This window comes from Saccharothrix sp. ST-888, from assembly GCF_000955975.1.
GTDB lineage: Bacteria > Actinomycetota > Actinomycetes > Streptomycetales > Streptomycetaceae > Kitasatospora.
Genome location: NZ_JYJF01000038.1, coordinates 1 through 13,732, shown reverse-complemented (window position 1 = coordinate 13,732; position 13,732 = coordinate 1). Strand labels below are relative to the sequence as shown.

Below are 13,732 nucleotides of genomic sequence, written 5' to 3'. Positions count from 1 at the left end.
AACCATGAGTGCAGCACCCGGCGAAGCCACCACCGAGCGCAGCGAGCAGGGCGGCATGAGCGACTACACCCCCACCATGACCTTCCACCCCCAGCCCACCCCAGGCACGCCCACCCCGTGGGCCTTCCCGGCACCCGAGCGCGCCGCCCTCGGCAACGGCCTCACCGTGCTCCACTGCCACCGCCCCGGCCAGCAGCTGGTCGCCGTCGAGGTCCTGCTCGACGCCCCGCTCGCCACCGAACCCGCCGACCTCGACGGCATCGCCAACATCCTCGCCCGTGCCTTCAGTGTCGGCACCGACACCCTCGATGCCGAGCAGTACGCCGCCGAGCTCGAACGCGCCGGCGCCACCCTCGACGCCCACGCCGACCACCCCGGCATCCGGGTCTCCCTGGAGGTCCCCGCCTCCCGGCTGGAACGCGGCCTCACGCTGCTCGCCGACGCCCTGCGCGCCCCCGCCCTCCCCGAGGACGAGATCGAACGCCTGGTCGCCAACCGCCTCGACGAGATCGTGCACGAGCTGGCCAACCCCGCCCGCCGTGCCGCCAAGGCGCTCCACGCCACCCTGTTCGCGGACGCCGACCGGCTCTCCCGCCCGCGCAGCGGCACCGCCGAGACCGTCAAGAACATCACCCGCGCCGCCGTCCAGGTTTTCTACCAGGCCCACATCCGGCCCGCCACCAGCACCGTCGTGGTCGTCGGCGACCTTGCCGGGACCGACCTGCTCCCGCTGCTCGAGGACACCCTCGGCACCTGGACCGGCACCGCCGCCGAGCTGAGCGGCCACGCCCCCGTCACCGCCGACGACTCCGGCCGCGTCGTCATCGTCGACCGGCCGGGCTCCGTCCAGACCCAGCTGCTCATCGGCCGGATCGGCCCCGACCGCCACGACCCCGGCTGGGCCGCCCAGATCCTCGGCACCTACTGCCTCGGCGGCACCCTCACCTCCCGCCTCGACAAGGTCCTGCGCGAGGAGAAGGGCTACACCTACGGCGTCCGGGCCTTCGCCCAGCCGCTGCGCTCCGCCGCCGACGGCACCGGTCGCGCGCTGCTCGCCATCAGCGGCTCGGTGGACACCGAGTCCACCGCCCCCGCCCTGGCCGACACCTGGACCATCCTGCGCACCCTCGCCGCCGAGGGCCTCACCGACGCCGAACGCGACGACGCCGTCCAGTTCCTCGTCGGCGTCGCCCCGCTCAAGTACGAGACTGCCAGCTCCGTCGCCGTCACCCTCGCTGACCAGGTCGAGCAGTTCCTGCCCGACGACTACCAGGCCGAGGTCTACCGGCAGCTGGCCGTCCTCGGCACCGACGCCGCCACCGAGGCCGTCGTCGCGGCCTTCCCGCCGGACCGGCTGGTCACCGTCCTGGTCGGGGACGCCGGCGTCATCGCCGACCAGGTCAGGGAGCTCGGCATCGGCGAGGTCACCGTCATCCCGTCCTGACCTCCCGGCCTCCCGGCCGCAGTCCCACCCGGTGGGCCCGACGGAGCATCAGCTCCGCCGGGCCCACTCGCGTTTATTTCCTTGCGCGCCCCTGACGGGCCGTGGGTAGATAGCCCCGTACCACCGAACGGACCACACCGGGAGAGGAGGCGATCACCATGCGGGTCGAGCCCACCACCGAGAGCAGGCGCTCCCCACGATCGCCCCGGCTCCGACGCCGTTCCGTCTGAGCCGCGCCTTCTGCGGGCACCCAGGTCTTCCCCGAGCCACGCCGGAAGCTTCGCGTGGCAGCACACCACACCTAGGCTTGAATCAGCCGACCTTTGGAGGTCGTTCAACCATGTCGTACACCGAGGTACCCGGTATCCGTGTCCCGATCCGGATGTGGACCGACCCGGCCACCGTCGAGGGCCAGGCCATGCAGCAGCTGCGCAACATCAGCTCCCTGCCCTGGCTGCACGGCCTCGCCGTGATGCCCGACGTCCACCTCGGGAAGGGCGCCACGGTCGGCTCCGTCATCGCCATGAAGGGCGCCGTCTGCCCGGCGGCCGTCGGCGTGGACATCGGCTGCGGAATGAGCGCGGTCAAGACCTCGCTGACCGCCAAGGACCTGCCGGACGACCTCTCCCGGCTGCGCTCGAAGATCGAGCAGATCATCCCGGTCGGCCGGGGAATGCACTCCGACCCGGTGGACCCGCGCAAGCTGCACGGGTTCCAGACCGCCGGGTGGGACGACTTCTGGAGCCGCTTCGACGGGGTGGCGCACGAGGTGAAGTGGCGGCGCGAGCGGGCCATGCAGCAGATGGGGACGCTCGGCTCCGGCAACCACTTCACCGAGGTGTGCCTGGACGACACCGGCGCGGTCTGGCTGATGCTGCACTCCGGGTCGCGCAACATCGGCAAGGAGCTGGCGGAGCATCACATGGGGGTGGCGCGTTCGCTGCCGCACAACCAGGGGCTGGTCGACCGCGACCTCGCGGTGTTCATCGCGGACACTCCGCAGATGGCGGCCTACCGCCAGGACCTGTTCTGGGCACAGGAGTACGCCAAGAACAACCGCGCGATCATGATGGCGCTCTTCCAGGACGTCGTCCGCCGTGAGTTCCCGAAGGCGAGGGTCGCCTTCGAGGAGGTGATCAGCTGCCAGCAGGAAGATAGTCAAGGTGTGATGAGGACGGTCGAGTACCGGCCCGGCATTGTCAGCTGCCACCACAACTACGTCAGTGAGGAACGGTACGACGATATCGACCTGCTGGTGACGCGAAAGGGTGCTATCAGTGCGCAGTCGGGGGAGTGGGGCATCATCCCCGGCTCGATGGGTACCAGCTCGTTCATCGTCCGTGGCCTGGGCAACTCGGATTCGTTCAATTCGGCCTCACACGGCGCTGGCCGGAAGATGAGCCGGTCGGCGGCGAAGAAGCGGTTCACAATCCGGGACCTTGAGGAGCAGACCAGGGGAGTGGAGTGCCGCAAGGACAGCGGCGTGGTGGATGAGATCCCCGGCGCCTACAAGTCGATCGACAAGGTCATGGCTCAGCAAAAGGATCTTGTTCAGGTCGTCGCCGAGCTGAAGCAGATCGTCTGCGTGAAGGGCTGATTGCCACGCTTCGGCAGGATCCTCGCTGCCAAGTCATCGTGCAGCCGGGAGCCCTCTTCTCAACGAATGAGAAGAGGGCTCCCGGCTGTTCACTGACTGTTGCCGGTTACGTGAGTTCCGTAAGGACGGTGAGGTGGGCGGCGGCGCTGCGGGACAGGCTGTCGAGGATGGCCTTGCCCTTGGCGGGAGTGCCGAGTGAGGGCTGTCCGATGATCCCGTTCCCGGTGTAGCCGGCCATGCCGACGGTCAGCAGGTGGGGCCGGTGCGGTGCGGAGTGGTCGTCGTATTCGATGCCTTCGCGGACGAGCTCCGGTGCGCCGTGCAGGAGCAGGGAGACTTCGAGTTCGCCACCGTGCATGTCCTCGGCGCTGCTGCTCTCCAGCTTGGCTTCGGCGCGGGCCCGGTGCCAGTCCTCGCGGACCGGGAAGAGGGCTATGTGCCGGCCGGTGGTGTTGGCCTCCTGGACGACGTTGGCGAGGACGTAGTTCCCGCCGTGGCCGTTGACGATGATCAGGCCGGGTACGCCGGACGCCTGGAGCGAGCGCCAGATGTCGTTGACGACCGCGTAGAGGGTGGTGGCGCTGATGCTGACGGTGCCCGCCATGGGGGCGTGTTCGTGGGAGCAGGACACCGTGATCGGCGGCAGGAGGAACAGGTCGTAGTCGGCGGCGATGCGCTGAGCGATCATGCTCGCCACCACCGTGTCCGTGGTGAGCGGCAGGTGCTCCCCGTGTTGTTCGAAGCTGCCCACCGGCAGCACCGCCACCTTGGGGCCTCGGCGGCGTTCGTCGGCTGAAGTGGCGTCCGTGATCAGTGAGTCCATGGTCTGAGCTTCTCTCATCGGTTCGGTAAGGGGCTCCGTGCGGTCGCCTGGTACGCGGTGGTGAGGCGCGAGGAGAACACCGCGACCGCCGGAACTTCAGCCCATCTGCTCAACGCTTGAGCGGCCGAGCGCAGCTCACCCATGGCTCGGGCGGATTCGGTATCCAGCACGATCGACAGGGCGCGGTCGGCAGCGGCGGCACCTTGCTCCGGTTCGCCGGCCACAGCGTAGGCACGTGCCAGGCGGGAGAGGTAGACGCCATGGTCATTTCGGTACACGTGCGGTAGCTGTCGTAGCTCGGCTTCGAAGAGCTCGGCGGCGTGGTGCGGATCGCCGAGTTCGATCAGGCAGTTGGCGCGCTGCATCTCGATGTAGGTCGGGGTGCAGTAGGCCGTGTCGAGGGTGTCGTCCCGGTGCGGCTCGTCCGGTGCGGCGGCAAGTTCGTGGGCCTCGTCGAACTTGGCCTGGGCGAATCGAGGATTACCCAGGAGAGCGTGGCCTTGGGCCTCCTGCTGGGCTGCCAGCGCCCGGATGTGCGCGGTTGCCCCAGGTGCGCGTTGAGCGGCCCGTGCCAGGCTCACGGCCTGCTGCGGGACTCGTCTGGCGGTGGCCTGGTTGCTCTTCCGGAACAGGATGTAGGCGGCCATCGTGTCGTCGCTGTTCTCCTGGGCCCACTCCATTGCCCGGTCCGACCAATAGGTCGACCTTTGGAAGTTGCCCAGATCCTGGTGGAGCCAGCCCAGGAACTCGGCGCTGCGGGCACCGATGCCGAGTAGGTCGCCCCTGGCTGCGCCGCCGGTCTGCTCCTGAACCCGGTCGATCAGTTGGACGTGGCGTTCGACCGCGTCGAGCGAGTGCCGTCCGCCAAGGAGGTTTGCGGTCTTGTAGTGACCCGGCATCAGCTCTCTGATGTGTGCCGCGAAGAACTCGGGATCGATGTGGCCGCCTGGGTCGGCTTTGCTGAAGGGCTGTGCATCGGACTGGCGCCCCTTCCCTCCGGGCGCGGCCGGCTGTTCCCAAGCTCGGTCTGCGAGGCCGAGTAGGTGGCCGGGGATGTGCAGGCCGTCGGCGATGCGCTCGACCAGGTCGATCTTTTCGATCTTGCGTTTTCCGGCGATGACTTCGCCGACCCGGCTCGGGGTCAGATCGCATGCCCGCGCGATCATCGATGGGTACATCCCTGCGCGCTTGAGCAAGCCGAAGATCACCGAGAACTCTCGGGTGGCGCAGGCGTTGATCATTTCAGGGTCGGAGAGCAAGGCTCTTGGAAGTCTCGGTGGTACGCCTGTCTCCGGCATGTCGTTCCCTTGAGTAGGGTGCCTGATCTCTGTTGCACCGCAGGCAAGTTGAGTACCGGGGAGTTTACCCACCTTGGGTAATCACGGTGGGTATATCTGCAAGCCCTGACCTCGCGATTCTGAAGACCTGAGGCCGGAATGACCGGTTCTGGATCTTTCGAGTTGTGTGGGAGGTGGCGTTGCCGTGATCGATTCCGAGAGTCCGACCGTAGGTGCGGTCGTGCCCAAGTCGTTTGATGAGGACACTGCCTGGACCTGCTGGTTCACGCGCCACCGCGCTTCGGTCTCGTCGGCGCGGGAGCTGCTTCGAATCTTCCTAGACGGCTCGGGGGATGGCGAAAGGCTGCTCACGGTAGGTGAGGTGGTCCTGAGTGAGCTGATGACGAACGCTGTGCTGCACGCGGTCGTTTCGCCCGGCCGGATGATCGCGGTGCGGCTGGAGTTGCTGGGCGGCCAGTTGCGGATCGAGGTGCATGACGCGAGTGACGCGTGGCCGATCGTCCGGCCGCTGAGCGGTTGGGATGGTGACTCCGGTCGGGGTCTGTGGCTGGTGGATGCCCTGTCGGTTGCCTGGGGCTGCTGTTCACGGCCGGGCGGCGTCGGGAAGTTCGTCTGGGCTCTGGTGGATGGGAAAGGCGGTGGCTGGTGATGTTGGCCAAGGGGCCCCAGGTGGGTGGGCTGCGGTGTCACTACTGCGGGGCTGGTCTGGCGAAGGCGCTGGCGCGGTTGTTGGTGGTCAACGGCCAGGTGGTGGCGGTTCACAAGTACCACCCCCGGCGGCCGGGCGAGGTCTCGGCGTGAGTGCGGAGGATCGGCGGCCGAGCCGGTGGGACGGGGTTGCTCCGGAGGTGATCACCGACTACCGGGCGGGCGCGTCGCTGGCCTCGATCAGCCGGGAGCACGGAATTCCCAAGGGGTCGATTGTGGCCCTGCTGGCCCGCCATGGGGTCGAGCGCGATCGTCGCAACCGGCCGAAGCCCTCGGCCGATGTGGTGGTCCAGATGTACGTCAAGGAGCGGCTGTCGATGCGCGAGATCGCTGCGGACCTGGGCACGAGCGCGAACGTTGTCCGTGAGGTTCTGGACCCGCGCGGGGTGGAGGTGCGCCCTTCGGGCCGCCACAGCAAGGGCTGGTCGCTGGATGAGGCAGGGGACGAATGATGATCAGAGGAAAGGGTGGGGGTGATGGACGGGGCCCGGTGACGGTCGAGATTGAGGGGGTCACCGAACCGGCGATGTTCCGCGATCTCGCCAAGGCGCTGGATGCGCTGTGGGTTTCGCTGCGAGCGCTGCCGCTCGGCTCGTACCAGTACGAGGCGTACAAGGACTTCTTCGGGCCGGATGCGGCGGAGCGGGTGGCCGAGTTCCTGGAACGGGACGGGCGGTTGGACCTGAGCTTCAGCATGTCGGGCCGCTCGCACCTGGTCCGCGTGCACCGGGCCAAGAAGGCGGCGGCCTGAACAAGGTCAACTGAAGACTTGCCGGACCACCCCGTGACCTTGGCGGGGATGGGGTGGTCCGGTGGGCGGTAGCCCGGTGCCGATGGTACCGGGGCTGTCGGCATGTCCGTACACGGATTCCCGGTCAGGGCTGGTGGTCAAGGGGAGTTGACGGTCTGTTGGACGGGGATGGCGACTTCTTCGGAGAGTCGGCGGAGGGCCTGGAGCCGGACGAGTGGCTGTGGGTGCGCGGGGTGGACTACGCGGCCGGCTGGCGTGAGGCACATGCTGCGGCCGGTGAGTTGAACGTGCTGCTTGCCGGCTGCGGTGTGGAGCGGTGGCAGTTGCGGGCGATTGCGGACACGGATGCGCAGGGGCGGGGCGTGGTGCGGCTGGAGGGCGTGGCGGCGGGTTGGCTGCGCCTGGAGGAGCTGTTGGCCCAGGCGGCCGAGGTTGGGCGGGAGGCCGCCTGACGGGACGGCCCGGTGGGTGGTCAGCGTGTGCGCGCGGGCGGTGGCGGGAAGGTTTGGGCGGTGTCCTTGCCGTGCTGGGGTCGGGCGTGGCCGGGGGGCCGTAAGCTGGCCCGCGATCTCGGGCAGGCTTCTGGGCCTGACCGCAATTTGGCCGAGTGGCCCCCCGGTTGCGCTCGACGCGGGTTCCGGCTCGGCAAGGTGCGTAAACCTTCCCGCCACCGCCAGCCCCAGCCATTGCGCGGCAGCCTTCGATGCTCGGCGTGGTGGCCGGCCAGTGCAGGGCGGCCTGCCGCCCGGCCCGGAACGGCCGTCAGGCCGCATGCCCGGCCGGAGCGGCAGGGGTCGCCCGGCGGCGCGCACGCGCCGCCGCTTGAGTAAGTGAAGAAGATATGCGACAGCCGCCGCGACCGGCCGGAGTCGGCAGTCTTACAGGGGCTGGTTTCGCGATGGGCCGTACCTGCAGAGCAGGTTGCAGGGGGTTCCGTCCGGTCAGCGCGATCGCTTGGGAAGCCGCGACGGGTACCAGATGCTGAAGTCCGGCCCGGGATAGAGGGTGTCGTTGATGGAGAGGCAGTCGCTCCACACCTGGCCTGCCGCTGGTCCAGTAACGACAAGTCGCGCAGCGGCCTCACCGTCACGACCAATGAGCATCGATCCGGTTGTCAGTGCGTCCCACTCGTGATCGTCGAGATCGTCCGCGTGGACCGCCTCGGTGTGCGGGAATGGAGTCGCCAGGAAGCCGGGCCACCCGGACTCCACCCAATCGCCGTAGCTGCTGGCGAGACGGGAGATGCTCGACGCGGAGCCGTAATCCGGTTTTGTGCCGTCGCCCACCGTCATGATGAACGCCCGGTACGACGGAGGTAGCAGTACCCCGTACCGCTCTTCGAACTGGCGAACCTGCCTGGTGGAGAGGACCGGGTTCATCCCCGGCCGCCTGCGCGGTGGCCATGGACCGGCGCCCATCAATGCCGCGAACCGGGCACTCCAGTTCCCCATCGCTCCCCCTGTCGCAGCTGCGTCCGGCGGCGAGCATAGGTCATCCGTGATCCACAAGACAGGGCTTATAGGCGGGCGCCCTTGGCGTCGCTGGTCCGCTTGGGCGTGGGCTCCTGGGCGTCGATGGTGTACGCGAGGGCTGTGGTCTCGGCACCGAGGCGGACGGTCTCCAAAATGAGCGGCTGCCCGTTGGCCCGATCCATGGTGACGCGGTAGACGACCAAGAGGAGATCGGCCTCCGACAGCTTCAGGACCTGGCGCTCCTCGGGGGTGGGCACCTTGGCGGTGACCTGTTCGCGCCAGGTGAGGTCGTGGCCGGCGGTGGTGAGGATTGCGTATGCCTTGGCGGGTGACACGTCCGGGGTGTCGGCGAGGGGTGTGCCGTCGATGTGTTCCATGGGCAGGAGTAGACGGTGCAGGGCGCGGGTGCCGCTGGCGGGGTCTGCGATGAGCCGGTCGACGGAGATCATCAACTCGCCTTCGTCCATGGCCAGGAGCGGGGCGGTGACGGCGTCGGTGTGGGTGCGGAAGACGGTCGGCTCCTCGACGCCGGTCCACCAGTCGTCCGAGGGTGTCTCGTAGCGGCTGCCGCTTTGGGTGACAGTGCGCTCGATGGCGGTCGCGGGGCCGAGAGCTGCGGTTCGGACGAAGGTTCCCCGGCCCTGCTTCACGTCCAACAGGCCCTCGGTGCGCAAGGCGGCGACGGCGAGTCGGATGGTTGGTCGGGAGACGCCGTAGGTCTGGGCCAGGTCGGTCTCCGTGGGGAGCTGGCTACCGGGCGGCCATTCGCCGTTGCCGATGGACTGTCGCATTGCCGTGGCCACCTGCTTGTGCAGGGCCTCGTTCCGGATGATCGCCATGTCGGCTGAACCCCTTGCGCGGGCACCTGGGTTGGCCCGCTTCGCGTCGTTTTTTGAGTCGCTGTGAGTGATCGTTTGCCCAGCTCGGGCGGCATGTAGTGGATCTGTCGTCAATTGCTAATCGTCAAACGTAAGCATGAATCCCTTGCGCTGAGGCGTCAAGGTGCTCCATCATCGTGACTCCGCCAAAGGTAAGTACGTTTGACGACTGTCGTCATGCGGCCTTTGGTGGGTTCCAAGGAGTGTGCTTCATGCAGTCCATCCCTGTGGACCTCGCCAGGCTGGGCACGATGACCTGCATCGTGGCCCCGGAGGCGCGGCTGGCGAACCGGGAGACCGGAGAGGTCAAGAAGGACCGGGAGGGGCAGACGGTCTTCACCGTCGGTGTCGCGGTGCGCCAGGAGGGCCGCCGGGCCTCGATCATCGAGATCAGCGTCTCGGGCGAGCCGGTCGGCATCACCGAGGGCGTGCGAGTGGCGGTCACCGGCCTGGTCGCAGTCTCGTGGGCTATGGGCGACCGGCACGGGATGAGCTTCCGTGCGGATGCCATCACCCCCGCCCCCGCCGCTGCCCCGACCGCCTCGGCCGCGTCCGGGCGTAAGAGTGGTGACGCGTGAGCGGCTCGCAGATGAGGGTGCGCTTGCGCCGGGTGCTGGTGGAGCTCGGCGAACTGGCCCCGGAGATCGACCCGTTCGCATCCGACCAGACCGGCGGCCTGCTCTTCCCCCACATCACCGCCCTCGCGGACAAGGCCGGCGCCCTGGCCCGCGACCTGGTGACCGAGGCGCGCAACGCGGCAGCGGAGAACGGGAACGGGATCTGATGGCCCTCCAACTGCTGTGGGTGCTGCTGCTCGCCCTCGTCATGCTGGCCCTCGCCCTGGGGCCGGTGCTGCGGGATCGGCACCCGTACGTGTGGTGGTGCCTGCTCGGCTACCCGGCCACCGTGGTCCGGGCCCGGCTGAGCTGGCGCCGCCTGACCACCATGCTCGGCCTGGCGGTTCCCCGCCGTCCGGCCAACGCCCTGCTCGGCGACCTGGTCGTGAGAGGTGATCCGCTCAAGCCGGTCCCTCCCCAGCTCGGAATGCCGAAACTCCTGCGCGGCGGCCTGTCGATTCGGGTGCGCCTCCACCCCGGACAAGTCCCCGAACAACTCGCCCTGGCGGCAGACGCCATCACCCACGCCTGGCGGGTGTACGGGGTCCGCGTGACCAGCGGCGCCCGGGGCTTCGCGACCGTGACCGCCATGGCCTGGGACCCTCTGGCGGCCTCTTCCGTCCCGTACCTGCTGCGACAGGAGATGCTGCGGGCCGTCGTCGGCATGCGGGAGGACGGCGAACAGTGGGTGATCAACTTCCGCCGGGTGCCGCACTGGCTGATCGTCGGCGCCACTCGCTCCGGTAAGTCCACCTTGATCGCGGCCCTGGTCAGCCAGCTCGCACGCCAACGGGTCGCCCTCTTCGGGATCGACCTCAAGGGCGGCATGGAACTCTCCCTGTTCGAACCCCGACTCTCCGCCCTGGCCTCCGACCGCAGCCAAGCCGCCCAGCTGATCGGCGAACTGGTGCGTGAGGCCGAGGCCCGGATGAAGCTGTGCCGCACGGCCGGCGCCCGCTCCATCTGGGACCTGCCCGGCAGACACAGGCTGATGCCCATCGTCGTGATCGTGGACGAAGTCGCCGAGCTCTACCTGACGGCAACCCGGGACGACAAGGCGGAAGTCGGCGAGATCTCCACCAACCTGCTCCGCCTCGCCCAGCTCGGCGCGGCGCTCGGCATCCACCTGGTCATCGCCGGACAGCGGGTCGGCTCCGACCTCGGCCCCGGAGTGACGGCCCTGCGGGCCCAACTCGGCGGACGGGTCTGCCACCGGGTGAGCGACCCGGGAACGGCGGAGATGGCACTGGGCGACCTCGACAAGGACGCCCTCACCGCCGCCCAGCAGATCACCCCTGCCGAACAGGGCATCGCGATCACGACCGGGGACGACGGCCGGTGGCTCCGGGCCCGCTCCATCCACACCACCCCCGGACAGGCCCGCCGCACCGCCCGCAAGCACGCCCACCTCGCACCCACCTGGCCCGGACTGACCGAGACGACCGAACCGGCGCAATCCGACGACACCGAACCCGACGACACCGAAGGGGTCTACCTGTGAGCCTCGCCGTCATCCTGATCGCCTTCATGGCGGTGGTCGTCTTCCTCCTGATCCGCTCCGGCGAACTGCGCACCTGGCACGTCACGCTGGTCGGCCTGCTCGGCATCTTCCTCGACCGCGTCCACGTCACCGACCCGATCGTCTACGCCGTCACCTGGATCGCCCAGGGCCTCACCCACACCACCTGACCACCCGCAGCCACCCCGGAAAGGACCCCCTCATGCCCCAGAGCCCAGCCACCGGCCACCCAGCCCCCGGCCACCACACCCCCACCCGCCCCAACGCCGCCCCCGGCCACGCCAGCACATGCCTGGCCTGGCCGGGGCCCGGCACCCCCTGGCCTTGGAGACACCCCCCATGACCGCCAGCACCAACCCGCACACCGACCCCGCCAAACGCCGAGCCCACCTCGACCGTGACGCCCGGCTGCGGGCCCTGCCCCTCGTCGACCGGGACCTCGTTCGCCTCGGCGAGACGCCCCAACTCGGCCGCTGGCTGGAACAGATCACCGCCACCGGCGGCTGCGCCCACCCCGTCTACCTCGCCGGACACACCACCGTCCACGACACCGTGACCGGCGAGGTCCTGCGGCACTACACCACCGCCACCGAACCCGGCGGCCGCCTGGCCGTCCGCTGCCGCAACCGCCGCGCATCACGCTGCGCACCCTGCTCCCGGGAGCACTCCGGCGACACCTTCCACCTGGTCCGTGCCGGCCTGTCCGGCGGCAAGGGCATCCCGGCCAGCGTCCGCAGCCACCCCCGCCTGTTCGTCACCCTCACCGCGCCGAGCTTCGGCCCGGTCCACCGGGCGGGGGAGTGCCACCCGGCTCGGCGCGGGAGCTGCGAACACGACCGGCGGCGCGGCTGCGGCCTGGCCCACCCGGACAACGCCCCGGCGATAGGTCAGCCGCTGTGCCCGCACTGCTACGACTACGTCGGCCACGTGCTGTGGAACGCGGCGGCCCCGGCGCTGTGGAAGGCGTTCCGGGACAACCTGTACCACCACCTCGCCGCCCGCACCGGAGTCGGCCGCACCGCCGTGCGCACCCTGGTGCGGGTCTCGGCCGCCAAGGTCGCCGAGTACCAAAGACGCGGCGCCATCCACTTCCACGCCGTCATCCGCCTGGACGGACCCGACGGTCCCGACACCCCGCCCCCCGCCTGGGCCACCACAGACCTCCTGACGGAGACGGTGCGTTCGGCGGCGGCCGCCGTTGCGCTCGCTCCACCGGAGTCGGCCGCCTACGGGAACGTCCGCCTGCGCTTCGGCACACAGCTCGACATTCACCCGATCTCGGGCGGCGACGGAGGCCGGATCACCGACGAAGCCGTAGCCGCGTACGTCGCCAAATACACAAGCAAGAGCGTGGAGACCGCAGGCGCCGTAGACCGACGCATCGACTCCCTCACCGAAATCCGCGCCCTGCGCGTCACCGACCACGTCCGGGCGCTGATCGCCACCGCCTGGCGCCTCGGCGGCTTGCCCGAACTCGAACACCTGCGCCTGCGGGCCTGGGCCCACATGCTCGGCTACCGGGGCCACTGCCTCACCAAAACCCGCGCCTACTCCACCACTTACGGCCAGCTCCGGGCCGCCCGCGCCCACCACGCCCGCACCCAGGCGGCCGGTGACCGCCAGCTCTTCACCGACTGGGACACCGACACCACTACTGAATCCGTCTGGCGCTACGCCGGCTCTGGCCACGAGACCCTCGCCCAAGCACTCATCGCCGCAGGCATCGCCGAAGACCTCGCCACCAATCGGGTCGTGGCCAGAGAGGAGATGGCGACCTACGGCAGCCGGAGAGGTGGCGAGACAAGTGCCTGAGCGGTCGGCGCGGGTACATCGCCGCACTTGGCGGCAGGGGCGATCAGCAGCACGACCGGTGGCTCCGGTAGCTGGCAGTGCACACGACGGACAAGAGACAGGCGCCCCGACCGAGATCGAGGCGCCTGAACAGGACTTGACCGAAGCCGAGAGGGCTTGGGTCGCCAAATGGGTGGAGAGTTCGCCGGACTGGAGCGCTGAGAAGTGGGACCGGATGGGTCACACGCTCGGCGTCAAGTTCAGCTGACGTCCTCCTCTTTCCAGACAGGGACGACGGTGTCCGGATCGAACTTGTGAGATCCCTTCACCCCCGGCAGGACGACCACGGCTTCCAGTGCGTCGAAGATGACTCCGCGCTTCTGCTGGAGATCCATGCCTTCCCACTGCTCACGCACATTGGTGACCTGGTGCTTCCTCGTCTCCTGCCGCGTCGCCCAGGTCCTCCGCTCGTTGGAGAACCGCTTGATCTCGGCCTCCTCCTTCTTGAGAAGAGCGAAGAACGTTGAGTCGCTGATCTCCTCGGCGTGCCATTGGGCTTCCAGAGCGGCCTTCCGGCGCTGGGCGGCGTCCAGCTTCGGCTCCTCCGACCAGACTTCCTCAACAGGCTGACGCTCAGCGTTCCGCTTCTCCAGCTTGGCGAGCACGAGATGCTTGATCAGCTTGTCGATCGCCGGTCCCTGACGACTGAGCTTGTTGCAGCCCCCGTCCAGCAGTGACCGGCACCGGTAGGCATGCGTCTTCCGGGCAGGCGCACCGTACAACTTCGCGTTGCACGCGCTGCCGTTCTCCAGCTTCCTGCCGCAGCGAAGGAGG

At 69.0% G+C, this 13,732-nt stretch carries 17 protein-coding genes; 12 read left to right on the top strand and 5 right to left on the bottom strand.

Features of this window, described 5'->3' with window-relative positions; genetic code table 11:
- Positions 1 to 4: 4 nt before the first annotated feature.
- On the top strand, positions 5 to 1,444 hold the full coding sequence (locus UK12_RS14720; protein WP_231591215.1) for a M16 family metallopeptidase: 1,440 nt from the start codon (positions 5 to 7) through the stop codon (positions 1,442 to 1,444).
- A gap of 340 nt (positions 1,445 to 1,784) precedes the next feature.
- Complete coding sequence (locus tag UK12_RS14715) at positions 1,785 to 3,041, top strand: RtcB family protein (RefSeq protein WP_045303397.1); 1,257 nt, start codon at positions 1,785 to 1,787, stop codon at positions 3,039 to 3,041.
- A 106-nt stretch (positions 3,042 to 3,147) separates the two neighbouring features.
- On the opposite strand, the gene UK12_RS14710 is transcribed toward UK12_RS14715, so the two are convergent.
- Together UK12_RS14710 and UK12_RS14705 are read right to left on the bottom strand one after the other, a co-directional pair.
- Positions 3,148 to 3,864 (bottom strand): creatininase family protein, encoded by a 717-nt coding sequence (locus UK12_RS14710; protein WP_045303396.1) that lies wholly within the window; start codon positions 3,862 to 3,864, stop codon positions 3,148 to 3,150.
- Between the two features lie 14 nt (positions 3,865 to 3,878).
- Positions 3,879 to 5,123 (bottom strand): hypothetical protein, encoded by a 1,245-nt coding sequence (locus tag UK12_RS14705; RefSeq protein WP_156178727.1) that lies wholly within the window; start codon positions 5,121 to 5,123, stop codon positions 3,879 to 3,881.
- 223 nt (positions 5,124 to 5,346) lie between these two features.
- On the opposite strand from UK12_RS14705, the gene UK12_RS41270 reads away from it, so the two are divergent.
- The 5 genes from UK12_RS41270 (at position 5,347) to UK12_RS14685 (ending at position 7,073) form a co-directional block, all read left to right on the top strand.
- Positions 5,347 to 5,811 (top strand): ATP-binding protein, encoded by a 465-nt coding sequence (locus tag UK12_RS41270; protein WP_197084860.1) that lies wholly within the window; start codon positions 5,347 to 5,349, stop codon positions 5,809 to 5,811.
- Entirely contained in the window at positions 5,808 to 5,963 is a 156-nt protein-coding gene (locus UK12_RS39715; protein WP_156178725.1) for a hypothetical protein, read from the top strand. The genes UK12_RS41270 and UK12_RS39715 overlap by 4 nt, the downstream gene beginning before the upstream one ends.
- Before the next feature lie 47 nt (positions 5,964 to 6,010).
- Positions 6,011 to 6,322, top strand: a complete 312-nt coding sequence (locus UK12_RS14695; RefSeq protein ID WP_045303394.1) for a hypothetical protein — start codon at positions 6,011 to 6,013, stop codon at positions 6,320 to 6,322.
- 38 nt (positions 6,323 to 6,360) lie between these two features.
- Positions 6,361 to 6,621 carry a hypothetical protein gene (locus tag UK12_RS14690; RefSeq protein WP_045303393.1) on the top strand — a complete coding sequence of 87 codons (261 nt, stop codon included), beginning with the start codon at positions 6,361 to 6,363 and terminating at the stop codon, positions 6,619 to 6,621.
- A gap of 158 nt (positions 6,622 to 6,779) precedes the next feature.
- The gene (locus UK12_RS14685; RefSeq protein WP_045303392.1) at positions 6,780 to 7,073 is read left to right on the top strand and encodes a hypothetical protein; all 294 of its coding nucleotides are present in this window, start codon (positions 6,780 to 6,782) and stop codon (positions 7,071 to 7,073) included.
- Positions 7,074 to 7,562: 489 nt separating this feature from the next.
- Here the strand turns inward: UK12_RS14685 and UK12_RS14680 are convergent, their stop codons facing one another.
- Entirely contained in the window at positions 7,563 to 8,000 is a 438-nt protein-coding gene (locus tag UK12_RS14680; protein WP_045303391.1) for an SMI1/KNR4 family protein, read from the bottom strand.
- A 137-nt stretch (positions 8,001 to 8,137) separates the two neighbouring features.
- Positions 8,138 to 8,932, bottom strand: a complete 795-nt coding sequence (locus UK12_RS14675) for a GntR family transcriptional regulator (RefSeq protein WP_045303390.1) — start codon at positions 8,930 to 8,932, stop codon at positions 8,138 to 8,140.
- A gap of 251 nt (positions 8,933 to 9,183) precedes the next feature.
- Here UK12_RS14675 and UK12_RS14670 point away from each other — a divergent pair, with 251 nt between their 5' ends.
- The 5 genes from UK12_RS14670 to UK12_RS14650 all read left to right on the top strand — a co-directional run bounded on the left by UK12_RS14670 (position 9,184) and on the right by UK12_RS14650 (position 12,919).
- Positions 9,184 to 9,549, top strand: coding sequence for an SCO3933 family regulatory protein (locus UK12_RS14670; RefSeq protein WP_045303389.1), 366 nt, complete (start codon positions 9,184 to 9,186; stop codon positions 9,547 to 9,549).
- Positions 9,546 to 9,755: a hypothetical protein gene (locus tag UK12_RS14665; RefSeq protein ID WP_156178723.1), complete on the top strand. Its 210-nt coding sequence runs from the start codon at positions 9,546 to 9,548 to the stop codon at positions 9,753 to 9,755. The genes UK12_RS14670 and UK12_RS14665 overlap by 4 nt, the downstream gene beginning before the upstream one ends.
- The gene (locus UK12_RS14660) at positions 9,755 to 11,089 is read left to right on the top strand and encodes an FtsK/SpoIIIE domain-containing protein (RefSeq protein ID WP_045303387.1); all 1,335 of its coding nucleotides are present in this window, start codon (positions 9,755 to 9,757) and stop codon (positions 11,087 to 11,089) included. Before UK12_RS14665 ends, UK12_RS14660 begins: the two co-directional genes overlap by 1 nt.
- On the top strand, positions 11,086 to 11,277 hold the full coding sequence (locus UK12_RS14655) for a hypothetical protein (protein ID WP_045303386.1): 192 nt from the start codon (positions 11,086 to 11,088) through the stop codon (positions 11,275 to 11,277). Before UK12_RS14660 ends, UK12_RS14655 begins: the two co-directional genes overlap by 4 nt.
- Positions 11,278 to 11,446: 169 nt before the next feature.
- Positions 11,447 to 12,919: a replication initiator gene (locus UK12_RS14650; protein ID WP_231591214.1), complete on the top strand. Its 1,473-nt coding sequence runs from the start codon at positions 11,447 to 11,449 to the stop codon at positions 12,917 to 12,919.
- A gap of 239 nt (positions 12,920 to 13,158) precedes the next feature.
- Here UK12_RS14650 and UK12_RS41265 read toward each other — a convergent pair.
- Positions 13,159 to 13,732: hypothetical protein (locus UK12_RS41265; RefSeq protein WP_045303385.1), on the bottom strand; the 574-nt coding region annotated here is incomplete at its 5' end.